Here is a 23,056-nt window from a genome sequence, read left to right as displayed (position 1 = left end):
TGATTTTAATTGTATTGTAATTTAATTTTAATAATCGTCCCCCGAAATGCATTAGATTAAAACATTTTTATATATTGATTTTGTAAATTATTACAAGAAATGTTACAGAGATATTGATTTTTGTGTTTTATACTTTTTTATACATATTTAAATGTGGGATATTGGCATCCATAAAGATTTCTCCATAAGTGATGTAGCCTAATGATTCATAAAAAGGGACAGCATGGGTTTGTGCACCAAGCTTAAATTCGAGATAACCTTGTTGTATCGCATCATTTTCCAAGAAAGTGATGAGTTTTTTTCCTAAACCCAATCCACGAGCATTTTTAGCTACTGCAACGCGTTCGACTTTAACCACTCCGTCAACCTCGCGATATCTTGCTGTTGCAAGAGGTTGACCATGATCATCATATGCAATAAAGTGTGTAGCACTGTCCTCGAATTGGTCGATTTCTTCTTCAGCAGGGACCTGTTGTTCTTCGATAAATACAGCCTTTCGAATAGATAACGCGTCGTTATATTCTTGATTAGTTTCAACTTTTTTAATCATCGAATCCCTCCATTTCATGATTGCTCCTATTTTAAAATAACTAGTAGCAGAAGCAAAGCATTTTTTTCGTTCTATAAAAAAGAGACTACTGTTGATTGTCAGTAGTCTCCCGAATGATTTATCTATTTAGGATTATTCAGCATTTTGTCTAACGAGCGCTGTATATTGCCAAAAGATGCGCATTTGAACTAAATTCCAGTTATTCATTCCCATTGTATAGCCTGAAGGTTTGAAAATGTTAACATCTGTGACTTCTAATGCTGCGGCAACAAGATATTGAATAGGGACGCTCAGCTTTTGCATTTCTTCTGTTAAGCCTTTTTCATTATAGACCCATGAAAATGGTAAAGGTGAGTCAAATACATCAATCGCATCAAATATTTCAGGCAGAGCGACAATATAACAAGCTCCGTTGATGACAGGATTTGTTTCACTATCAGAATAATAGAGGAGGAGGGCTTCATAATTTTCACGATGTGCGTGATTAACGTAAAATAGTTCAGAACGAAAATGTGCCATATCTTTACTATGGATGATTTGTTGTTCTAACATCGTAAACATCCCATTGATTTGATTAATTTTTTCGTATGTGTGGCGTGACATCTCATATACCTCCTTTTTAGTATACAGGTGCAGTCGTTTGTTCTTGCGTGTTTAGATCATTCTGAACGGGCGGTTGACTGCTGTATTGATTGTTAGGTGACTGAGGTTCTGCTGATGGTTCATTTTGTTGTACAGGTGGCGTAGCCTCATTTGAGTTTACATCAGGTTGATTTGTAGGTGTTTCATTTGATGGATTGCGCGATGACTCTGTCTCAGTTTCTGAATTTGGATTGCTAAGACTGTCTTCAATATTCACCAGTGGTGGGATTTCGCCAAAGGCATTTTTTACACGAACCAACATAAATTCATTTCTATCTTTAATCGAATCTAATCCTAAATCGTTTCTAAGTCGATTAGCCGTTTTAATTAAAGCATCCACATCTGGGTTAATATAATAGATACCATTTAAAAGTTCGTTTTCACCTTTGAGTTGTTCTGTTTTAATATCAGTATCTTTAACAAGGTAGTCCGTTGCGAGCGCTCGTATTTCATCATACGATAGATTATGCTTAGAATTTTTTCCTACAATTTCAATGATGTCGTCTAACTTATGAAGGGATTGTGTTTCTTGGGCTTTTTTAAATAAGATCTTGAGCACTTCCATTTGACGTTGACCCCGTTTTAAATCAGAGTCTTGTTTACGCGTGCGTGTCACCGCAAGAACTTCTTCACCATTTAAAACTTGCTTCCCTTTTTTTAATTTAATTCGACCGTTGTCTGATCTGTTAGGCTCATTTAAGTCGTAAGGGACATCGTACTCAATGCCGCCAAGTTCATCAACGGTTTGAGCAAAGGCATCCATGTCGATTCGTACATAATAGTCAACAGGTACATTTAATGCTTTTTCTACTGTATCCATAGAGGCATTAGGTCCGCCATAGGCATGAGCATGTGTGATTTTATCATAATAGCCCACTTCTGGAATATAGCTCAATGTATCTCTTGGAATGCTTAACAAGCGAATTTGATTTTTATCAGGATTCAATGTTGATAAAATCATGGCATCTGTTCTAGACTGTTCAACGCTTTGTCCGTTTTCACGGCGAGCACTACTATCATCGATACCTAAAAATAAAATAGATACAGGATCAGTTGTGGGATTAACTTTATGCTTTCTAAGTACTGATTCTCTTTTGTCATTTTGCGAAAAAGAATCGTCAAAAGCATCTCTTGACGAATTAAATAAAATATAAGCGAATATTGCAGGAACAATTACTAAGATGAGGACAAGCGCATATAACAGGTATTTCAAGGCTTTGTTCATTGTAAGTTGCTCCTAAAAAAAGTGTATTTTATCTATATGATACTTTATTGTAAAGGAAAGTATCACTGTACTTCAATGATTTTAACACAAATTCATTGAAATAGAAGTAAAGTGTATTACAAGTATAAAAGGCCGTATAAAAGATAATAAATCCTACTACTATAATGAGTTAGCTATTTGAAATAGGGCACAGGATAGGAACATAGTGCCAACTGAAAGTGAGACAGCCATCAAATTCACTTAGAGATAAATTTTGATGGCGTTTTTAAAGTGAGAGATTGTTTCGCATCGCATAAAAAGTTCATGTATAATAAGGGCGATATGGAACGATAAATACATAAATTAAGGAAGGTGCGCATTTTGAAAGCACAATGGATGTCACGTTTAGATGAAAGTCTCGTCAAAGATTTCTATCAACAACAAGACGAAGCAGAACGCAATGCTGCTTTCGAAGAACAATTAAAATTCGGGACTGCCGGCATTAGAAGTAAATTTGGTTTAGGTCCTGGAAGGCTAAATAAATTCACGGTGCGTAAAGTGGCACTAGGATTAGCGCAACTTTTACGTCGTCACCATGTAGAACCGTTCGTCGTAATCCATTATGATACACGTTTTTTATCAAAGGAATTTGCGATAGAAATGGCAAAAGTCCTCGCGACGCAATCTGTGTACATAATGATTTCCGAAGATTATAAATCAACCCCAGAGCTCTCTTTTGCCGTGCGCTATTTGAAAGCGGATGCAGGGGTGATGATTACAGCAAGCCACAACCCGAGCGATTATAATGGAATTAAAGTTTATAACAGTGAAGGCGGGCAATTATTGCCTGAAGCCTCAGAAGCATTGAGTGACACCATCAACCAAATTGACTCTGCTTTGAATATAGAATCAAACGACTGGAATGCGCTCATGAAGCAAGGATTGATTCGTTACTTACCCCAGTCTGTAACAGAGAGCTATATAGAACATGTCGTTGCAATGTATGAAGGCATACAGGACCAAGGCGCGCATATACTTTTAACAAGTTTACATGGGACGAGTTTACCGCTAAGTGCCACAATTTTAAAACGATTAGGATTTCTTAATTTTGATATTGATGAAGAACAATCAATCCCAGATGGGGCGTTTCCGACATGTAAAACTGCGAATCCTGAAGACCCTGTTGCCTTTGATCATGCATTAAAAAGGGCGGAGCTTGCGCATGCCGATTTAATTATCGCAACAGACCCTGATGCAGACCGATTTGGGATAGTAGAACGGTATGAAGATGGAACATATTACTTTTTTAATGGCAATGAAATAGGCCTACTCTTAACCTATTTGCGTGCACAAGAATTAAAGAACTGTACCCAAACGCCTTATATTATTAAGACGATTGTCACTGGAGCGACAAGTGATGCATTAGCTAAATATTTAGGATTGAATGTTATTGATGTATTAACTGGATTTAAATATATATCAGATCAACTTCACCAGCATGAAAGCTTAAATGATAAGCTCGTACTCGCATACGAAGAAAGTCATGGTTATTTATTACAAGATTTTTCTAGAGATAAAGATGCGATTCAGTGTATTCCGTTATTAATTAAATATAAGCAGTTATTTCATCAAAAAGGCACGACACTTTTCAACGTCTTAGAAGACATTTATCAACAAGTAGGACGCTATGAAGACAAAACGCTCTCTCCTAAATATGAAGGCCAAAACGGACAAGAAAAGATTAAAACTTTAATGTCGGAATTTAGAAATTTTGAGGCGTCTACTCTGTGCGGTTTAACACTTTCGACCATCGAAGATTATCAAACGTCGACAATATATCATTTTGATACAGATGAAACGACGAAAATGAACTTTCCGGTTTCAGATGTGATTCGTTTTACTTTTGAAGAAGGTTTTATCGCAATGCGCCCATCAGGGACTGAACCCAAAATGAAAATCTATTTTTCATTAAAAGTGCCAGATTTTGAAGCAATTGTTGGAGAATTTCAAGAAACATATTTATAAATAAAACCCAACAGCTAAGTTCGTTTTGTAAGCTGTTGGGCTTTTTCAGGTTGAGTTATAGATTTAAAAGAGTGTGATTAATAAAATTGACCAAATGGTTGAGTATTTGGTTTATAGCCATATTTTCCGTCACTAAAGCCTACTTGTGCATAATAGCGTTTTCCATTCTTTTCAAAGCCAACCCAAACGTAACCATCATTGATGTATTTATAATCATATATTAAGTATTGACCTTTTTTGAGTGTATCGAACTGTTTTCCATCATTGTTAGGTTCAGAATAGATAGCGACACCAGAATCTTTAGTTGCTTTAAATCGACCATTTTCATAGCGCATGGTAATACCAGATTTAGTTTTGCTCCAATCAGTTGTAATCGCATTACTATTATATGGTGTGTCTGAATAACTATTTTCTCCAAAGTTAACCTTAGTAAAAGCACCGAATGGTTGGCTATTAATCTTATAACCTATTTTTCCATCGCTAAAGCCTGTTTGCACATAGTAGCGTTTACCCTCTTTTTCAAAGCCAACCCAAACATAACCATCATTCACATATTTATAGTCATAGTTAAGCGTTGTATTAGGTTTTAACGTAGTGACTTGCTTTCCGTCATTGTTAGGTTCACCGTATACAGCAGCACCTTCTTTTTTGGTTACTGTAAATTGGCCGTTTTCATTTCTAAATGTAATACCACTACGTGTTTTAGACCAATCACCAACAACAGATTGTGGATCTAATTTAGTATCAGAATAAGAAGTGTCAGGGTTATGATTCACATCAGAGAAATTGGGACGGATAAAATAAGCTACATCGGAATAATCATGAGTTCCTAATTTGCCAACTTCACCATATGTTAAATCTCCCTTTTTGTTTTGTTCTAGTGAGGTGAATTTATTTAAATTAGCTTCTTTAATAATCCCAATGTGACCATAATTTGAGTTCCACCATCTCGGGTACCACACAACAATGTCTCCAGGCTGAGGTAAAAAGTCAGGTGTATTATTGTATACTTTGGCATAGTTACCGAGGTTGTTATTTTTCGCTTGGTATGCATTGCCAAATAAACGAACATTTCCATTTGATAATTTGTACATATAATCAATGGCTAAATCCATACATTGATAGCCATATTTCCCATCAAAATCTACACCCACTCCAATATGGTTTTGTAAATATTTAACGCCATCTACCTGGGACCAAGTATCCTTATTGATAGTCGCAGCCATAACTGTTTCGTTTTTCAATAAATTCTTAAGGCCAAGGCTCTGTATAGAGTGAGTGAAATTTTTTAAGGAATTATCAGAAGTGATTTGGTTACTGATTGATGGAGTGATGTATGTTAAACCGCTAATTATGACAATTGATCCAAGACCTACTTTTAATCCCTTACTAAACTTTGATTTCTTAAAAGTCATATTTTGTCTCCTTCATAATTTTTTTCTTGCTTTCAATCTAACACTCAATCTATAAATACTTGTAAATAATTTATATTTTTATTGTAAATTGTACAAAAATGTAGTGTGAATAGAATATTAATATTAAATAAACTTTATATTTACATATAGTTGTTATGTTTATAAGCGAGAAAAGGTGGAGGTAAAATATGAATAAAAAAAGTTTAATGACCAATTCAATTATCGTTTCGGGTTTACTCATATCAAATTTATTTACAACAACTCATATTTCTTTTGCAAAAGATTTATCAAATAAAAGTGAGCATGCAGTCAATGGAACTGAAGAAACTAAAGTATCTGATGATAAAGAAAAATTTATTGACAATCTAAAGAAACAAAATATAGATCAGGACAAAATAAGTTTTGTTAAGCGTAATTGGGAGAAAATGTCAAAAAACGATATATATGAATATTTATTAGACGTTAATCAAAAGCAAAAAAATATAAATACTTTTATAAAAAATGACGATGTTACTCAAAAAACAAGTGCTTACACTAATGAAAAAAAGCTATTTAATAATTTTAGCGCACAACGTCGCGTTAAGTTAACAAAAGAGCAATTAATCAGTTTAGGTTGGATAGGCAGTCTGAGTGAGACAGATATAAACCAACTTAATGCAGTACTAAATAAGTACCATATTGATAGTCCAGAAAAAATTGCCCACTTTCTATCTCAGGTTATGGCGGAATCTGGGAATGGAGTGTATACCTATGAATTAGGAGATGCTAACTATTTATCTTATTTAGATTATATGTTAGGAAATAACGGCCCTGGTCAAGGCGCATTTTATAGAGGTGCAGGGTATCTCCAATTAACAGGTAAAAATAATTATAGAAGTTTTGCTTCATATATTAACGATAATAATGTTCTAACCAAGGGATATAGCTATGTTTCAAAAACTTATCCTTGGGAGTCAGCAGCTTGGTTCTTTAGTATTCACTCAAATGCGAATACATTAGCTGGCAACGGAGCTACTGTAGAAGAAATAACACGCATTATTAATGGAGGGTATAATGCGCTTGAAAAAAGAAGGAGTGCTTATCAAAGAGCAAAATCTATTTTTAATTCTAGTAATATTTACGATTCGCTATCTGATACGGGTTACAATCCAGATAGTAAAGTGAGTGACTGGATGAAAACTGACTCAGGGGTTACTTTTAGATATGAAAACGGTGTTTTTAATGTCACAAAAAAAGATGGAGTAGCCGTATATGGATATCCAGATAATGATGGAAAAATGCTGGATAAACTCAAAGTTAATGATACAGTGACGTATGATTATAAGTATGTTAATGACGGCTATGTATGGATTAGTTATGTAAAAAATAATAAACGCTATTATGCACAAGTTGGTTTTAGTGATAACCATACATCATTTAAGCCTCAAACCCAGCCGTTTGGAAACTTTAATAAAGTTAATATAGAAAATCTAAGTTACTCGGATACTATATTTGATAAAAATGCAAAAATGAGCCAATGGCGCCAAACAGACTCTGGTATCACATTTAGAAATGAGATGGGACGCTTTAAAGTTACTAAAGATTCAGGTGTTGCCATTTACTCTGAGCCCAACAATGATGGAAAACAATTCGATACGCTCAAAAAAGGTCAATACTTAATATATGATTATAAATACGTTAATGATGGTTACGTTTGGATTGGTTTTGAAAAGAATGGAAAACGCTATTATGCTCAAACTGGTTTTAGCGATGGCAAGAATAACTACAAGCCTAATAGTGATATATTTGGGGTGTTCTTTTAAATTAGGAGTTTAATAAAAAATATTATAAAGCACGGGGTGATGCTAAGAACGTATTTCTCGTGCTCTTTAATTTTTATACTTTATATAAAAGTAATTTTATATTTGGGTGTCGATGAAAAGGGTATATAAAATATATCATTTCTAAAGTAGTAAAAACCAAAAAAATGTTAAATAGTTGTAAAGAATGTAATCTCAAAGTTAATGCCAAACAAATATACTGTTAATTGTGCCGTAAATTGCACTTTAAACATTGAATTTAAGATTGTTTTAATGAACAATTAAAGAGGAATTAATAATAGTGAGATATTTGAAAAAAATAACTAACTTAAAGGGTGTATGAAATGAAATTAACTACTGTTGGATTAGGATATATCGGATTACCAACATCTATAATGTTCGCCAAACATGGTGTAGACGTTGTTGGTGTTGATATTAATGAAAAAGCTGTACAAAGTCTAAATCAAGGACATATTCATATCGAGGAGCCAGGCTTACAAGAAGCATATGAAGAAGTTTTAGCAACAGGTAAGTTCAAAGCCTCTCAAACCCCTGAAGAAGCGGATGCTTATATTATTGCCGTCCCAACACCAAATAACGATGATCAATATGAATCATGCGACATTTCAATTGTGATGGCTGCGACAAAAAGTATTATTCCATATTTAAAAAAAGGTAATACAGTGATTGTAGAATCTACGATTGCCCCTAGAACAATGGATGACCATGTAAAACCATTACTAGAAGAACAAGGATTTACAATCGGAGAAGATTTATACCTTGTACATTGTCCTGAAAGAGTTTTACCAGGAAAAATTTTAGAAGAATTAATTAATAATAACCGTATTATTGGTGGTATCACTCCTGCGTGTGTTGAAGCAGGTAAACGTGTCTACAGTACCTTTGTAAAAGGTGAAATGATAGAAACGAATGCACGTACGGCTGAAATGAGTAAATTAATGGAAAATACATATCGTGATTTAAATATTGCGTTAGCTAATGAACTGGCTAAGATTAGTAATAATTTAAACATTAATGTATTAGACGTGATTGAAATGGCTAATAAACATCCACGTGTGAATATTCATCTACCAGGTCCAGGTGTTGGAGGTCATTGTTTAGCGGTGGATCCTTATTTTATTATCGCTAAAGATCCTGAAAACTCTCCGCTTATTCAAACAGGGCGTAAAGTCAATCGCTCTATGCCTGAGTATGTTGTAGAGAAAACGAAAAATATGATTCAAACATTAAATGGCAATAAAATTGTTGTCTTTGGATTAACTTATAAAGGAGATGTTGATGACATTCGCGAATCTCCAGCATTTGATATTTATGAGTTATTACGTCAACAACAAGGTCTAGAAGTTGTGACTTATGATCCGCATGTTAAATTAGATTTTGTTGAAAAAGATATTAATAAAGCAGTAACAGATGCCTCTTTAGTTTTAATTTTAAGTGATCATTCAGAATTTAAACATTTAACAGATGCTGATTTTAGTGCTATGAAAGACAAAGTGATTTTTGACACTAAAAATGTGGTGCAAACTGAATTTGAAACTGTTCAATATTACAATTACGGAAACTTGTACGAATTTGATGAAAAATAATTAGTAGTTAAAACGAGTTTGTAAAAATACAATATTCGGTCAATGAATCTTATATAGTTTGCCGAGTTGAAATTTTACAAACTCTTTTTATTTTAATATTTTCAAATGAGAGGTTAATTTATGCGAGGGTTAAGAGACTATATTATTACGAATGATATTCTTTTCAATATTTTTTTGGATGAACCTAATAATCAATTTTTGTATAGAGACGAAGGTTTAACTGAAGAATTAGGGACAGTTGAACCCTTTAATCATAAAGTGTATAAAGTGTTAAGTACTAGAATGATTAATGATAGATTATTTGGTTTTATAAAAGGAAAAAGAGAAATTGGTTGGGTGAATTTAGAAAGTTCATATTACGTTTATAACAAAACTAACGAAATTGTTTTTCTTAAAGAAGGCGCCAATATTCAAAATGAATTAAATATCAAATACAATTTTACAAAATCATTTACAGAAGATATTCAAAAAAAGTATTTAACGTCCAAAGGTCTAATCAATTATAATGATGAATTTTACGAATTACTTTATAAAAAAGAAAGATTTGTTGGATTTATGAAATCGTCGGATTTAGATGTCGGATATAACGTTGAGTATGAGGTAACATTACCAAGAGATAAAGAATTATTTGTGGATAGCCAATTTAAAACTAAAGTAAATAATGAAAACGATATCTATAAATTGTTAATGATTTTCCCTAATAAATCGATAGGAAAAGTGGAATGTGAAAATAAAAAATTTTGGGTTGATTTAAAGTATGTCGATGACGTTGAGCTAAATAAAATTTTAAGTACTTTAGAGACATATAATCCAACTGAAAATGCGGAGATTAATGATTTAATTAATAACTTTTTAAATGAAAGAAAAAAATCGAAAAAACTATTGATTTCCCTCGTCAAAGATAAAATTAATAACGGCGTGGAAGGCTATACTGAAAGCGTTGATAATCCTAGTCGCGTAAATGAAAGATATCAAAATTTAAAAAATTCTAAATTAGGTAAGTTACAAATTAAATACTGGAATATGAGAAAAAAATGGGGGAAGTAATATGAGTAGTAATCCTCAGAATAAACAAGAGCAACTTAATGAAGTAGTTAAATTACTTAAATATGACTATTTACAAGGTCTTAATCGCTTAGAAGAAACGCTAAATACAGATGACTTACATAGTTACTTTAAATTGCTAGAAGAGAAGGGCAAGTTACATTTTATAGATCAATTTAAGGAAGAATTGGAAAAAGAGAAAGCAAGCAATGGCTCAAGAATCTTAAAAAAGCCTAAATATAAAGTAGGCATCATTGCAGATGAATTTTTATATAATTCTTTTAAAGATATTGTAGATATTACATACATTGGGAGCAATGCCCAACTGGAAAACCTGGAGTTTGATTTTGTCATCGTTGCGACGACTTGGAGAGGAATAGATGAGTCATGGCAAGGCGCAGCGAGTCCTAAAAGTAAGATGAGAATGCATTTAATGAGTATGTTAGACGAATTGGTAGAACGCCAAGTGCCATTAGTATTTTATTCTAAAGAAGACCCGGTTAACTTTCACTTATTTAAAGACATTGCAACAAAATGTGACTACATACTTACCACTGCACAAGAAGTGGTAAATGATTACATAGAATATACGAATAACACTAATGTCAAAGTCTTACAATTCGGTATTAACCCTCACTATCATAATCCAATTGGAACAAGAACAGCTGAGGCTAGAAAACATCAAAATGAAGTGATATTCGCTGGGAGTTGGACGAAAAAGTATCCAGAAAGAAATAAAGATTTAGAGAGAATATTTGATGGCTTACGAATGAGTGACAACGATTTCACAATTTTTGATCGAAATCTTCATTTAGAAAGAGAACGTTATTTATTTCCAAAAAAATATATCCCATATATAACGGGGTCATTAACGCATGATGCACTAATGAAAACACACAAAATTTTCAGATGGGCTATTAATGTCAATTCTGTCAAATATTCAGAGTCAATGTTTGCAAATCGTGTCTTTGAATTACAAGCCTTTGGAAATCTTTTAATTTCTAATTATTCTGTAGGTGTAAATAATCAATTTCCAAATGTCTTTATGGTGAATGATAAGACAGATGTGGGTTCAATCATAAATAATCATTCACAAAGTGAATTAAGAGAGTTTCAAGCGAAAAACATACGAAATGTGATGTTGGAAAATACGACTTATCACCGCATAGATGAAATTGCAAACTTCATAGGACTACCTAGTACAACGAATACACCAATCATAGGAGTTGTTGTTCCAGAAAGAACGGATATGCTTGTTGAAATGTTTCAACGCCAAATGAATGTTCAAAAAGTATTAATCACGGAAGATGAGTTGAATGATCGTATTCATGAATTAGACTTTATAACATTTTTTAATGAAAGTTATAATTATGAAGAGTACTATTTAGCTGACTTAATAAGCGCATTTTACTATACAGATGTTGATTTCGTTAAAAAAGTAATAAATAGTGAGACAAATGTTCATGAATATACGAATGCTTATGAAGATAAGTATTTAACAATGTTTGATGCGAAATGCTATCAAAACATGAGTTTTAACATAGGGTATACGTTAGACGATGCAGAGTTATTTTATGAAGAAAAGCAAATTATAAGTAAAAATGATTTAGTAAGTGTCATTGTACCTATACACAACAATGGTCGTTATTTAGAAGATAAATGTATGAGAAGTCTTAGAAGATCTTCTATGTTCGATAGGCTTGAAATAATTTTTGTTGATGATGGATCAACAGATGAAGAAACGGTTAAGGTGATTCAGCGCTTAAGAAGAAAATATCCAAATATCGTATATTTCAGATTTGAGTCTGGTTCGGGTAGTGCCTCAAGACCAAGAAATAAAGGGGTAGAACTTGCGACGACACCGTACATTACTTATTTGGATCCAGATAATGAAGCTATCGGTGATGGGTATGCTGAATTATATAAAAACTTAGTAGAAGATGCTTCGTTGGATATGGTGGTTGGCAATATTATTAAAGAGGACAATCAAAAGAGATCTGTGTTTAATTATTACGGAACCATCAAAAAATACAACAATGACAGTGCTTTAATCACAAACACAGGAAAATATTTAAAAAATGCTGGACTAAGAGCACAAAGCATTCAGGCGCTAATGGTTAAAAAAGAAATAATTAGTCAAAATAACATCAAAATGGTTGAAGGTGCAGCAGGTCAAGATACTGTATTCTTTCAGGAGCTCATGATTTATTGTAAAAAAGTACTCGGAATCAAAGTTCCAATTCACATGTATTACGCAGCAGTAACTGGATCTGTAACGAATTCTATTTCAAAAAAATTGTTTGATAAGTACTATAAGCTTGAACTAGAACGTATTCCATTTCTTGAAAAGCATAAATTAATGGATTCATATATGGAGAATCGTTTTAATTTGTATATAAAAGGGTGGTATATGCCAAGACTGAATAAAGTTAAAGAAGAAGAAAGAGAAGAAGCTATTAAGCGATTTTTAGAAATCTATCAGCTTTATCACAATTATGAGAGACCAAAAGATGTTGAATTAGATGAGTATATATCAAAGCTTTTAAATGAAGTGAAAATGAAATAAAAGGTGGTAGTTGTATGGGAAATCACTTACAATTGATTAATTTCTCAAAATGTTATTTTGTCGCATCTAACAGTATGCTCTTTAATGTTGAAGGGTATAAAAAATTTGAATTTAAGCATAAATCTATTTATTACACGGAAGATTTTAACCATTTCTCTGATTCGATTTTAGATTTTAATGTCTTCGTACTCGGCCATATTGTGGATGTAAGAGATAGCCAAAAGAAATTGAAAAATATTGTAAGTGATTTACTACAACATACCATTGACTCAGAAGTGTTTCTTAATGAAATGTCATATTTCAATGGGGCTTATGCTATTTTTATAGAAGATAAGGAAAAACTCTATTTTTATAATGATGCAACGTCATTTCTTTCATTATATTATCATCGTGAAAAAAATATTTATGCTTCACACTCAGAAATATTACATCAATTGCTTCAACAAATTTACAATATTGAAGAAGCTACCATACATCCTAAAATGAAAGGATTTTTAGATTTAAGTAAGTATGAGAATATATACAAATTCAATTCTAATTTTCGATTTGAACTGAATAATCATACGTTGAAAAGGATTTTTCCAATCAATACCTATAAAGAGATAGCGACAAGCAATGTTGTAAAACAAGTGCTCCCTTTAATGAAGGAAATGGTTGAATTTATTTTTAATCTTAATCGTCCGGTGGTTGTTTCGTTAACTGGAGGATATGATTCAAGACTTACATTAGCTTTGTTGAAAAGCCACATACCAGACACTTTATTTTTCACTTATTTAAAAACAGATGATAAGGAAATGTCAGAGGCGCAAAGAAAGATATATCAAAATGATTATACTGCAGTAACATATTTGGTAGAACAACTTAATCTAAAGCATAAATTTTTTAGCATAAATAAAACCAATATAAATGAAGAAGTCAAAAATTTATATTCTTATTATGAATCGGACCATTCTAAATATATTATTCAGCACTATAGTGAAGATCAACAGTTTCAAAATGTCGCGCATATAAAATCAACGCTTTTCGAACTATCTAAAGGAGTCCGGCCGCCAAAGCTAGAAGGTCAAGAGAGTAAAATAATGGATTTTGTACATTATTTGAAAAGGTGGTCCCAGATAAAAGATGAACAATGGATTGAGAGAGTACTAAATGAATTTATCACAAGAAACGAAATAAACGAGTTTCTAGAAAAAGGATATCATCCATATGATATTTTGTATCTTGAATCTCGTATGAACGGATGGCATAGTACGATTTTACAAGAAAGCGATCCCTATATGGAGGTATATAATCTGATTAATTGTAGATATATTTTATTTAGCTTAATCAATATGAACTATGAGGCTAGAAAAAATATGGAATTTCATACTTCCATTATTAATGAGAGTTGGCCTTTACTGCAATTTTTTGGAATAAATACTAATGTTAATTTATACGATAAATACTTAGATTTAAAAAAGCAACTTAAGCCACAAAGTGAAACGGATGAGATAAATAAATTGCAGTTAGAGTATTTAACGTCTGATTTTGTTAAAGAAAATGAGGCACAAAGTATTCAATTGAAGCTAAGTCATGCTGCGTTTAACAGGGAAGAGACTTATAAAATAAATATTGTCAATCATAAGGAGGAAAATGTAAAAATAGCTATCCGAACGTTTTATAAAAATGAAAAAGGTAGAGGGAAAATATTTTTACATATAGATTCAAAAAAATATGACATCGTTGATTTAGGTTATGAACATGTTGAAATGTTCATTCCACCTCATTCTCAAACGAGTATAGTGATGCAATCAACGCAAAACATCGATAAAAAGTCGTGGATTAATGCGGCTATACTTCAAATCAAGGAAATCCACTTATGTAAGAAGGTAATAGAATGAGAGCTATAATTAGTATTTTTAAAGAACAAATCATTAATCTGCCAAAGATTTTGAAATTAGCTATTTATAACATGAAAAGTCAATATGCGAACCATTATTTAGGTGTCTTTTGGAATATTTTACAACCTTTATTACAAGTGATTGTTTATTACATCGTATTTGGACTTGGATTGAGAGGTAGCGCTGGCTCAGTGATGGGTGTGCCCTTTATTGTTCACCTTATTTCAGGATTATTTCCATGGTTATTTATATCGCAAGGCATCAATTCAGGAGCTACTGCAATACAACAAAATATAGGGCTCCTGTCAAAAATGAAATTCCCATCCTCTATATTTATATCTATTGCTTTAACTAACAATATGATCAATTTGCTGATTACTACACTGATTGTTTTCATTATTTCTTTATTTAATCATTATGTCCCATTATGGCATTATTTTTGGTTTGTGTATTTTATGATAGGATCTTTTGCTATCATTTTTGGTATTTCTTTAATTATGAGTACTTTAACTGTTATCGTACGTGATACTAAAAATTTACTTCAAAACGTGATCAGAATGCTATTTTTTATGACGCCTATTTTTTGGGTTTTAGAAGAACAACACGGTATATTAGTTAAATTAGCGAGCTTAAATCCATTTGCATATCTCATAGGTGTTTATCGAACAGCGTTTATTCATCCTCAGACAGCAGTTTACGGGACTTGGTCCGATCATATTTATTTTTGGGTGACGACATTACTATTAATAACTATTGGTGCCATCGTTCACACTAAATTTAGAAAGAGAATTCTAGATTATTTATAATTATTTATAGGAGTTTAAATTATGAAATCTAAAAAGCTCTTAATTATTACACAGAACTTTTATCCTGAACTAGGTTCAGCAGCAAATAGAATGAAAATGTTATTTAAACATTTTACAGAAGAAAATGTAAAGACACATGTCTTAACAACATACCCATCCTATCCCAATCATGAACTCTTTAAAGATAAAAGCTATTTTAATGATGAATTGATTAATCAATATGAAAAAGATAGAATATTTCGCATGAAAATGACGTTTGCAAAGCAAAACAAAAATTTAATTGCAAGGTTATTTTATTATATAGAGCAGTTTTTGAAGGTGAAGTATTTTATATATAGACATCAAAATGACTACGATTATATCTATGTGACAAGTCCAAATATATTTATCGCATGGGCAACTTTACTGTTAAAGAAGGCTAAAAGACCGTTATATATTTTAGAAATTAGAGATTTATGGCCTGATAGTGTGAATGGCATTAAAGGGATTAAGTTGAAATATACGTGGCCTCTCCTAAAATTACTAGAGAAAATTATGTATCAACGTGCAGATAAAATAGTGATTAATAATAAAGGGTTTTATCAACATATTACAAAAATGATTTCTAAAGATATTCCTATCAAGTTTATACCTAATTCGGTGAGTAAAGAAGAGCGTATTGAAGAGGAAAAATTTCCAGAATTTAGCGTAGTTTATACCGGAAATATTGGATATGCGCAAGATGTCAATCATTTAATCGAATTATTTCAATTACTCAATGACCATAAAATTAAAGTTACAGCCATCGTATATGGGGTGAAGGCACCTAAATTTAGACAAGCTGTAGAAAATTTAGAAAATGTCATCCTTAAACCTGCAATGAGCCGGGAAAAATGTCTTAAAGAAATATCAAAGCATCACATTGCGCTTTCAATATTGAATGAAGATGAAACCTTTTTAAATGTTTTACCAGGTAAAATTGTCGATGCATTAGGTGTCGATACCTTACCTGTAACAAATATTGGTGGAAAAATGGCAGAGGACATTAGAAATTATCAAATTGGTTTTGCCAAAATGAAAGCTACCCCCTCAGAATTGTTAGAGCAGATTTTATTGTATCGAAATGACACTTCATACTATCAATCACAATTATTAAATATTAGGCATTATAGAGATAAATTTTTGAATTGGGAAACAAACATTAAAGAATTGATTAACTTCTTGAAGGAGTGAACCAAATGACTGACAGTAAATATAATGTTGTTTGCGAAAATGTCACCAAGATATACGATTTGAACCGTAGTAGAAAAGAGAAATTGCTTTCACTATTTACTTTTGGTAAAACGTATCAGTTTAAACCCTATTATGCATTGAAAGATGTGAGTTTTAAGGTGGAAAAAGGCACATCAGTAGGTATTATCGGATTGAATGGATCAGGTAAATCCACACTTTCCAATATTTTAGGGCAAGTGGTATCACCCACCTATGGCGAAGTTAGGACAACAGGTAAGCCGTCATTAATTGCTATTGGTGCTGGCTTAAATCCCTCTTTTACAGGAGAGGAAAATATACGTTATAAATGTTTAATGCATGGAATGACCACTAAAGAAATTAATGACAAGTTTGATGATATTGTAAAGTTTAGTGAACTTGATGAATTTATTTATCAACCGCTTAAATCTTACTCAAGTGGTATGAAGTCTAGATTGGGTTTTTCCATTGCTATTCATACGGATCCCGATATATTAATCGTTGATGAGGCGCTTTCAGTCGGGGATGAAACGTTTTCTAATAAATGTATTGATAAAATGAAAGAGTTCCAAGAGAATGGTAAAACTATATTTTTCGTTTCTCATTCCGCAAGTCAAATCAGAAAAATGTGTGACAAAGCGCTTTGGATTCATTATGGTCAAATGGTCGCGTATGATGATGTCAATGCTGTTATTAAACGCTATAATGCATTAATTCAAAAAATAAAAAAAATGCCTAAAGCAGAACAAATTGAATATAAAAAAAAGAAAATACAACAGCAACAAGCAAATTCAAACATGAATACACCACATCAATCGTTTCAAGAAGTTTCTTGGAAAACCTATGGATTTGTAAGTATAGTATTTGTTGGATGGCTAATCTCTCTTGGTTTTCAATTAATGTAGTATAAAAGGGGAATGAGTTATGTTTGAATTAAATTTTGATGAATTAACCAAAGATGATTTAATAAAAGTTAACAATCAAAAAATTAAGCTAGTGGTAGATAATTTGGATTTCTATATATTATTACATCTTAAAGAGAATAATGAAAATTTACTTGTGCATTCTAATGGAGCGATTGATTTAAATAAATCTACACCTCCAGTGTTTTTAAGAAATAGTTGGCGTGAAGAATTTGATGCGAATTGTTTGTTTATAGATGATCGAACTATTCACAACAGTAACGTTTCATTAGGTTGGGGATTAGGCACAAAGGATCGATATTATGTTGAAGATTACGCACGAATTAGCCAAAAAATAGCGGAGCTTCTTGAAATTAAAGACTCAAATGTGACTTATTATGGAAGTTCTGGGGGAGGCTTTATTTCATTAATGCTAGCCACTTTACATAGAAATTCATGTGCTATTGTTAATAATCCGCAAGCTTATGTGCATAGATATTCAAGAAATGCAGTATTAAAAGCTTATCATTTAGTATTTGGAGAAGAGGTGAGCTTTGACGAAGTGAATAAACGATACGCTGATAGGCTTTCATCTACCGCATTAATGAAAAAATGTAAGCATGTGCCTCTGTTATTTTTTATACAAAATCGTTTGAGTAAATCGGATATGGAGAATCACGTTAATCCCTTTATGCAAATGCTAGATAAATATAATCTTGATAGTTCTAAAATTAATTTTCTATTTTACAATGACAAAAAGTCTGGACATAGTCCTCTTCCTAAAGATAAGACGGTAGAAATTGTAAATTTGATAATAAACAAAGAACTGAACATATACTAAAGTAAGGAGGATATTTGATGAAAAAAGTAGGCATGTTTGTATGGAATCATTTCACCAATGACGCTCGGGTTAATCGAGAATGCACGGCTTTATCCGAAGCGGGCTATGATGTGGACTTAATTGCAATTAATGATCCTAAAAATCCTGCAATAAAAGCTTTTGAAAAAGTAAATGCACGTTTTCGTGTGCATCGTGTAAAACGGTACCCTTGGCTACTACAAACGTATGCGGATTACGGAAAGCCCTTTATTATCATGATAGGGGGTGTTGCGATGGCGGTCGCAGCAGGCTTGTTTTTTGTGAACTTTATGATTTTATCGAGCTATCTCCTCATGTTATTAGGAGGCGCAGTGGCTATTAGACAACGAAAAGTGCGAAAAATCGTCATCAATAGCGCCATTATTGCACGAATGATTATTAGAGGGTATTTGTGCAAATCAGATATTTACCACTCAAATGATTTAAATACGTTACCTCAAGGCATTATATGTGCGAAATTCCGCTTGAAACCGAAACCGTTGATATATGACAGTCATGAGGTTCAAACGGATCGTACGGGCTATGATACGAAAAAAATTAAAAAGATTGAAAAGTTTCTACTACGTTTCGTTGATGAAATGATGGTAGAAAATCATACACGTGCTAAGCATAATGAAAAGTTATATGGCTTTTATCCTCAAACTTTATACAATTATTCAGAGTTGTATGATATTAATGAACGACCTAAAGTCAATCTTCATCAAAAATTAGGCATCTCAGAAGATGAAAAAATCTTACTTTATCAAGGCGGATTACAACAAGGTCGAGGTTTAGAAAAACTCATTGAGGCGATGCCTTATATTAAAGAAGGGGTACTCGTGTTTATCGGTGCGGGTAAACTTATAAATGCATTAAAAGCACAAGCAGCGAAATCCCCTGAAAAGCATCGTATTTTCTTTTTAGAAAAAGTACCATTTCAAGAGTTACCTAGTATTACCAGAGAGGCTTTTTTAGGCTTCCAAGTATTACAAAACGTGTGTTTTAATCATTATTCTGCAAGTTCTAACAAATTGTTTGAATATATGATGGCACATGTTCCAGTAGTCAGTTGTGATTTTCCAGAAATTGCCAAAGTGGTTAATGAACAAGAAGTCGGGATCGCTATTGATGCACATGATTCTCATAATATCGCACAAGCGGTCAATGAATTTCTAACGAATGATGCCTTATATGCACATGCGAAAGCGAACACTGAAAAAGCCAAAATGATTTATAATTGGCAAAATGAAAAATCCAAATTATTAGCCCTTTATGAACGGATAGAATCAAAAGCGTCGTATGTGGGTAAAGTCAAACAAAAATTAAAAGCGCAACGTTCTTAGATATATATAAACTGTAGGAAGGGAACACTCTCTTACTTTTTAGGTTGGAAATAGCGCTTCTTAAAAACTTTAAAATAAAGCGGACGAATGTAATGAGTTCATCATTTCACTCGTCCGCTTTTCTATATAGTGGGATAAACTATCGGCGTTTTCAAAAGGTATAAAGAGTAGGGGTTAATACCTGTAGATAGTATTGTGTTTACGATCTAGTTAATGAACTTTTACAGAAGGGGGAAGCTCAAAAGTAGAAATACATAGCCACAAAAAAAGACTTACACGTGATGTGTAAGCCTTTTTTATATCAAGTTTGCTTTATAAGTGAGCGCTGTGGCCACCTTGCATTACCCAGAATGTACCAATCACAATGGCAAGTGTAATGATGATAGCGAAGATAACTTTTGCAAGTTGAACACGACCATCTTTACCTTCAGTTAAGTGCATGAACATTAAGAGTTGTAAAAATGCTTGAATAAAAGCGAAACCAAAAATAATTGTTACTTTAGCTTGAAATGACAATGATGTGTATAGAGTAACGAAAACTGCAAGTAACGTAAGAATGATTGAGGCGATAAAGCCTATTGTATGTTTGACTACTGTATTCATCCGCTAAACACCATCCCTATCATGTATACGGCAGTGAAGATGAAAATCCAAACAACATCTAAGAAGTGCCAGTATAAACTTACAATGAAAATTTTAGGTGCATTGAATTTATTAAGTCCGCGCATTGCAACTTGGATTAATAAACATATAATCCAGAAGATACCTAATGTTACGTGGGCACCGTGAGTTCCTAATAGTAAGAAGAAACTTGACCAATAAGAACCTGCTTGTGGTACCGCACCTTCGTGTGCATAATGAGTGAATTCGAAGATCTCAAATGCAACGAAGCCAACACCAAGAAGTACAGTAATAATCATCCAGACCATAAACAATGTTTTCTTTTCTTTACGCATGAAGTAAATGGCAATACCACATGTGTAAGAACTTGCTAAAAGCAAGAATGTCATGATTAAAACAAGAGGTAATTCAAATAGCTCTGTTGTCATCATGCCACCGTAACCCCCACCATGTTGGAGGGTTAACAGTGTTGCGAAAAGCGTACCAAAAAGTGCAAATTCAGCTGTAAGGAAGATCCAGAAACCGAGTTTGTTTAAATTACCTTCATGCGTACGTGCATCAATTGTATCAACCTTATGACTCATGATTCATAGCCTCCCTTTCTTTTTGACGTGCTTTTCTTAAGCGCGCTTCATTTTCAGCAACTTCACTTGCAGGGATGTGGTAACCGTGATCTTGTTGGAAACTTCTCCAAATCATTAATCCGAAAATACCAATTAAACTTAAGATTGCAGGTAAAATTGTTTCGAATACAAGGAAGAATCCACCGATAAAGAAGAGGATACCCATCCAGAAACCAATATGTGTATTATTTGGCATGTGAATATCTTTATAGTCGTGATTGTCTAAGTAATGACGACCTTGAGCTTTCATCTCAACGAATGAATCTAAGTCATCCCAGTGAGGTGTAATCGCAAAGTTGTAATGTGGTGGGATTGCTGAAGCAGTTGACCATTCTAAGCCTCGGCCTAAACCACCCCAGTTATCGCCAGTCGCTTCACGAGGTGCTTTTAAGTGACTGTATACGATGTTACCAACAAAGATTAAGAATGCGATAGACATCATTGCAGCACCAATTGAAGAAATGACGTTTAATAAGAACCAACCGTCTTCTGGCATGTAAGTGTATAAACGACGTGGCATACCGTCTAAACCTAATACGAATTGAGGTAAGAATGTCACGTTGAAACCAATCATGAAAATCCAGAAGAACCATTTGTTTGGTTTTTCGAATAATTTGTATCCCATTGCTTTTGGATACCAGAAAATCATAGCTGCGAAACATGCAAATACAACACCAGCAACAATAGTATAGTGGAAGTGGGCCACTAAGAAATAAGTGTTGTGATATTGGAAGTCGGCAGATGCCATGGCAAGCATAACACCTGTTACCCCACCAATTGTAAAGTTAGGAATAAATGCTAATGAGAATAGCATTGGTGATTCAAAAGTAATACGGCCTTTGTGAAGTGTAAATAACCAGTTAAAGATTTTTACACCCGTAGGCACAGCGATTAACATTGTTGTAATTGAGAAGAATGAGTTGACTAAAGCACCACTACCCATTGTGTAGAAATGGTGAACCCAAACGATGAAACTCAAAAATGCGATACCAGCTGTTGCCCACACCATACTTTGGTGACCGAACAAACGTTTACGAGCAAACGTTGGAATGATTTCAGAGTAGATACCAAATGCTGGCAATACGAGAATGTATACCTCAGGGTGCCCCCATACCCAGAAGAAGTTTGCCCAAAGCATTGGCATACCGCCACCGGCAACAGTAAAGAATGAGAAGTCAAAAACTCTATCTACTGTCATTAATGCAAGTGCAACTGTTAATACAGGGAATGCTAAGATAATGATTAACATTGTAATGAACGTAGTAACTACGAACATTGGCATTTGCATAAATGTCATACTCGGTGTTTTAAGTTTAATAATAGTGACAAAGAAGTTAATCCCAGTTGCAAGTGTACCAATACCGGCAATTTGGATTGCGATAAGGTAATAGTTTACACCTGGTCCAGGACTGAATTCACCAGCAAGTGGTGCGTAGTTTGTCCAACCAGCGGCAGGTGATCCACCGATAATAAATGAAAGGTTGAAAAGTAACATACCTGCAACGAACAACCAGAAACTGATGTTGTTAAGTACAGGGAATGCAACGTCACGCGCACCAATTTGTAATGGGATAATAATGTTCATTAAACCAATTACAAGTGGCATCGCCATGAAGATAATCATGATAACACCGTGCGTAGTGAAAATTTCGTTATAGTGATTTGATTCTAAGAATGGATTGTTCGGTACTGTTAATTGAATACGTAAAAGAATCGCATCGATACCACCACGTACAAACATTAAAACAGCACAAATCAAGTACATTAACCCAATTTTCTTGTGGTCGACTGACATGAACCATTCCTTGTATAAATATCCCCAAAGCTTAAAGTAAGTAATAGCTGCAATGACACCAATCACTAAGAATGGTGCACCAATTTGAGCCATGGTAATCATCCAGTTACCATTTACAATAAGCTCATGCCATGGAAAGTCCATC

Annotated in this window: 18 protein-coding genes; 11 read left to right on the top strand and 7 right to left on the bottom strand. The window is 33.3% G+C overall.

Annotated features, from left to right (window positions below; all coding sequences use genetic code 11):
* Positions 1-127 precede the first annotated feature (127 nt).
* The 3 genes from G8Y84_RS05095 to G8Y84_RS05085 all read right to left on the bottom strand — a co-directional run bounded on the left by G8Y84_RS05095 (position 128) and on the right by G8Y84_RS05085 (position 2,417).
* Positions 128-550: a GNAT family N-acetyltransferase gene (locus G8Y84_RS05095; RefSeq protein WP_037571912.1), complete on the bottom strand. Its 423-nt coding sequence runs from the start codon at positions 548-550 to the stop codon at positions 128-130.
* Positions 551-682: 132 nt separating this feature from the next.
* Positions 683-1,153 carry a DUF2538 family protein gene (locus G8Y84_RS05090; RefSeq protein WP_037571909.1) on the bottom strand — a complete coding sequence of 157 codons (471 nt, stop codon included), beginning with the start codon at positions 1,151-1,153 and terminating at the stop codon, positions 683-685.
* Positions 1,154-1,169: 16 nt separating this feature from the next.
* On the bottom strand, positions 1,170-2,417 hold the full coding sequence (locus G8Y84_RS05085) for an LCP family protein (protein WP_165806163.1): 1,248 nt from the start codon (positions 2,415-2,417) through the stop codon (positions 1,170-1,172).
* A 351-nt stretch (positions 2,418-2,768) separates the two neighbouring features.
* Here G8Y84_RS05085 and G8Y84_RS05080 point away from each other — a divergent pair, with 351 nt between their 5' ends.
* Positions 2,769-4,421, top strand: coding sequence for a phospho-sugar mutase (locus tag G8Y84_RS05080; protein ID WP_311542643.1), 1,653 nt, complete (start codon positions 2,769-2,771; stop codon positions 4,419-4,421).
* A gap of 77 nt (positions 4,422-4,498) precedes the next feature.
* Here the strand turns inward: G8Y84_RS05080 and G8Y84_RS05075 are convergent, their stop codons facing one another.
* The gene (locus G8Y84_RS05075; protein WP_232160012.1) at positions 4,499-5,836 is read right to left on the bottom strand and encodes an SH3 domain-containing protein; all 1,338 of its coding nucleotides are present in this window, start codon (positions 5,834-5,836) and stop codon (positions 4,499-4,501) included.
* A 188-nt stretch (positions 5,837-6,024) separates the two neighbouring features.
* On the opposite strand from G8Y84_RS05075, the gene G8Y84_RS11340 reads away from it, so the two are divergent.
* From G8Y84_RS11340 to G8Y84_RS05025, 10 genes are all read left to right on the top strand, one after another.
* Positions 6,025-7,638 carry an SH3 domain-containing protein gene (locus G8Y84_RS11340; protein ID WP_233654941.1) on the top strand — a complete coding sequence of 538 codons (1,614 nt, stop codon included), beginning with the start codon at positions 6,025-6,027 and terminating at the stop codon, positions 7,636-7,638.
* A 341-nt stretch (positions 7,639-7,979) separates the two neighbouring features.
* Positions 7,980-9,242: a nucleotide sugar dehydrogenase gene (locus G8Y84_RS05065; protein WP_103159134.1), complete on the top strand. Its 1,263-nt coding sequence runs from the start codon at positions 7,980-7,982 to the stop codon at positions 9,240-9,242.
* 120 nt (positions 9,243-9,362) lie between these two features.
* On the top strand, positions 9,363-10,289 hold the full coding sequence (locus tag G8Y84_RS05060; protein ID WP_037571900.1) for a hypothetical protein: 927 nt from the start codon (positions 9,363-9,365) through the stop codon (positions 10,287-10,289).
* Between the two features lies 1 nt (position 10,290).
* Positions 10,291-12,852 (top strand): glycosyltransferase, encoded by a 2,562-nt coding sequence (locus G8Y84_RS05055; RefSeq protein ID WP_165806162.1) that lies wholly within the window; start codon positions 10,291-10,293, stop codon positions 12,850-12,852.
* Positions 12,853-12,866: 14 nt separating this feature from the next.
* Positions 12,867-14,732, top strand: a complete 1,866-nt coding sequence (locus G8Y84_RS05050; protein ID WP_037571893.1) for a hypothetical protein — start codon at positions 12,867-12,869, stop codon at positions 14,730-14,732.
* Positions 14,729-15,538, top strand: coding sequence for an ABC transporter permease (locus G8Y84_RS05045; protein WP_037571891.1), 810 nt, complete (start codon positions 14,729-14,731; stop codon positions 15,536-15,538). Before G8Y84_RS05050 ends, G8Y84_RS05045 begins: the two co-directional genes overlap by 4 nt.
* A gap of 21 nt (positions 15,539-15,559) precedes the next feature.
* Positions 15,560-16,750 (top strand): glycosyltransferase family 4 protein, encoded by a 1,191-nt coding sequence (locus G8Y84_RS05040; RefSeq protein ID WP_107370418.1) that lies wholly within the window; start codon positions 15,560-15,562, stop codon positions 16,748-16,750.
* Between the two features lie 5 nt (positions 16,751-16,755).
* Positions 16,756-17,673, top strand: a complete 918-nt coding sequence (locus G8Y84_RS05035) for an ABC transporter ATP-binding protein (RefSeq protein WP_107366530.1) — start codon at positions 16,756-16,758, stop codon at positions 17,671-17,673.
* Positions 17,674-17,692: 19 nt separating this feature from the next.
* Complete coding sequence (locus G8Y84_RS05030) at positions 17,693-18,511, top strand: prolyl oligopeptidase family serine peptidase (RefSeq protein WP_037571882.1); 819 nt, start codon at positions 17,693-17,695, stop codon at positions 18,509-18,511.
* A 17-nt stretch (positions 18,512-18,528) separates the two neighbouring features.
* A complete protein-coding gene (locus tag G8Y84_RS05025) occupies positions 18,529-19,872 on the top strand; it encodes a glycosyltransferase (protein ID WP_165806161.1) in 1,344 nt (447 codons plus the stop codon).
* A gap of 312 nt (positions 19,873-20,184) precedes the next feature.
* Here the strand turns inward: G8Y84_RS05025 and qoxD are convergent, their stop codons facing one another.
* From qoxD to qoxB, 3 genes are read right to left on the bottom strand one after another with little or no spacing between them, the layout of a single operon-like run.
* Entirely contained in the window at positions 20,185-20,475 is a 291-nt protein-coding gene (gene qoxD / locus G8Y84_RS05020; protein ID WP_037571876.1) for a cytochrome aa3 quinol oxidase subunit IV, read from the bottom strand.
* The gene (gene qoxC, locus G8Y84_RS05015) at positions 20,472-21,077 is read right to left on the bottom strand and encodes a cytochrome aa3 quinol oxidase subunit III (RefSeq protein WP_037571873.1); all 606 of its coding nucleotides are present in this window, start codon (positions 21,075-21,077) and stop codon (positions 20,472-20,474) included. Before qoxC ends, qoxD begins: the two co-directional genes overlap by 4 nt.
* Positions 21,067-23,055: a cytochrome aa3 quinol oxidase subunit I gene (qoxB, locus tag G8Y84_RS05010; protein WP_105963413.1), complete on the bottom strand. Its 1,989-nt coding sequence runs from the start codon at positions 23,053-23,055 to the stop codon at positions 21,067-21,069. Before qoxB ends, qoxC begins: the two co-directional genes overlap by 11 nt.
* Position 23,056 lies beyond the last annotated feature (1 nt).

It is taken from the genome of Staphylococcus sp. 11511212, from assembly GCF_011394755.1.
Lineage (GTDB): Bacteria > Bacillota > Bacilli > Staphylococcales > Staphylococcaceae > Staphylococcus > Staphylococcus chromogenes.
Note: the sequence above shows the minus strand (reverse complement) of the source record. Positions and strands in the feature narration are given on the sequence as shown.

Bases quoted from the DNA above. Each gene is read 5' to 3' on its own strand.
- qoxD (WP_037571876.1), bottom strand. From the start codon at position 20,475: ATGAATACAGTAGTCAAACATACAATAGGCTTTATCGCCTCAATCATT.
- G8Y84_RS05035 (WP_107366530.1), top strand. From the start codon at position 16,756: ATGACTGACAGTAAATATAATGTTGTTTGCGAAAATGTCACCAAGATA.
- G8Y84_RS05060 (WP_037571900.1), top strand. From the start codon at position 9,363: ATGCGAGGGTTAAGAGACTATATTATTACGAATGATATTCTTTTCAAT.
- qoxC (WP_037571873.1), bottom strand. From the start codon at position 21,077: ATGAGTCATAAGGTTGATACAATTGATGCACGTACGCATGAAGGTAAT.
- G8Y84_RS11340 (WP_233654941.1), top strand. From the start codon at position 6,025: ATGAATAAAAAAAGTTTAATGACCAATTCAATTATCGTTTCGGGTTTA.
- G8Y84_RS05030 (WP_037571882.1), top strand. From the start codon at position 17,693: ATGTTTGAATTAAATTTTGATGAATTAACCAAAGATGATTTAATAAAA.
- G8Y84_RS05085 (WP_165806163.1), bottom strand. From the start codon at position 2,417: ATGAACAAAGCCTTGAAATACCTGTTATATGCGCTTGTCCTCATCTTA.
- qoxB (WP_105963413.1), bottom strand. From the start codon at position 23,055: ATGGACTTTCCATGGCATGAGCTTATTGTAAATGGTAACTGGATGATT.
- G8Y84_RS05025 (WP_165806161.1), top strand. From the start codon at position 18,529: ATGAAAAAAGTAGGCATGTTTGTATGGAATCATTTCACCAATGACGCT.
- G8Y84_RS05090 (WP_037571909.1), bottom strand. From the start codon at position 1,153: ATGTCACGCCACACATACGAAAAAATTAATCAAATCAATGGGATGTTT.
- G8Y84_RS05065 (WP_103159134.1), top strand. From the start codon at position 7,980: ATGAAATTAACTACTGTTGGATTAGGATATATCGGATTACCAACATCT.
- G8Y84_RS05095 (WP_037571912.1), bottom strand. From the start codon at position 550: ATGATTAAAAAAGTTGAAACTAATCAAGAATATAACGACGCGTTATCT.
- G8Y84_RS05045 (WP_037571891.1), top strand. From the start codon at position 14,729: ATGAGAGCTATAATTAGTATTTTTAAAGAACAAATCATTAATCTGCCA.
- G8Y84_RS05040 (WP_107370418.1), top strand. From the start codon at position 15,560: ATGAAATCTAAAAAGCTCTTAATTATTACACAGAACTTTTATCCTGAA.
- G8Y84_RS05050 (WP_037571893.1), top strand. From the start codon at position 12,867: ATGGGAAATCACTTACAATTGATTAATTTCTCAAAATGTTATTTTGTC.
- G8Y84_RS05075 (WP_232160012.1), bottom strand. From the start codon at position 5,836: ATGACTTTTAAGAAATCAAAGTTTAGTAAGGGATTAAAAGTAGGTCTT.
- G8Y84_RS05055 (WP_165806162.1), top strand. From the start codon at position 10,291: ATGAGTAGTAATCCTCAGAATAAACAAGAGCAACTTAATGAAGTAGTT.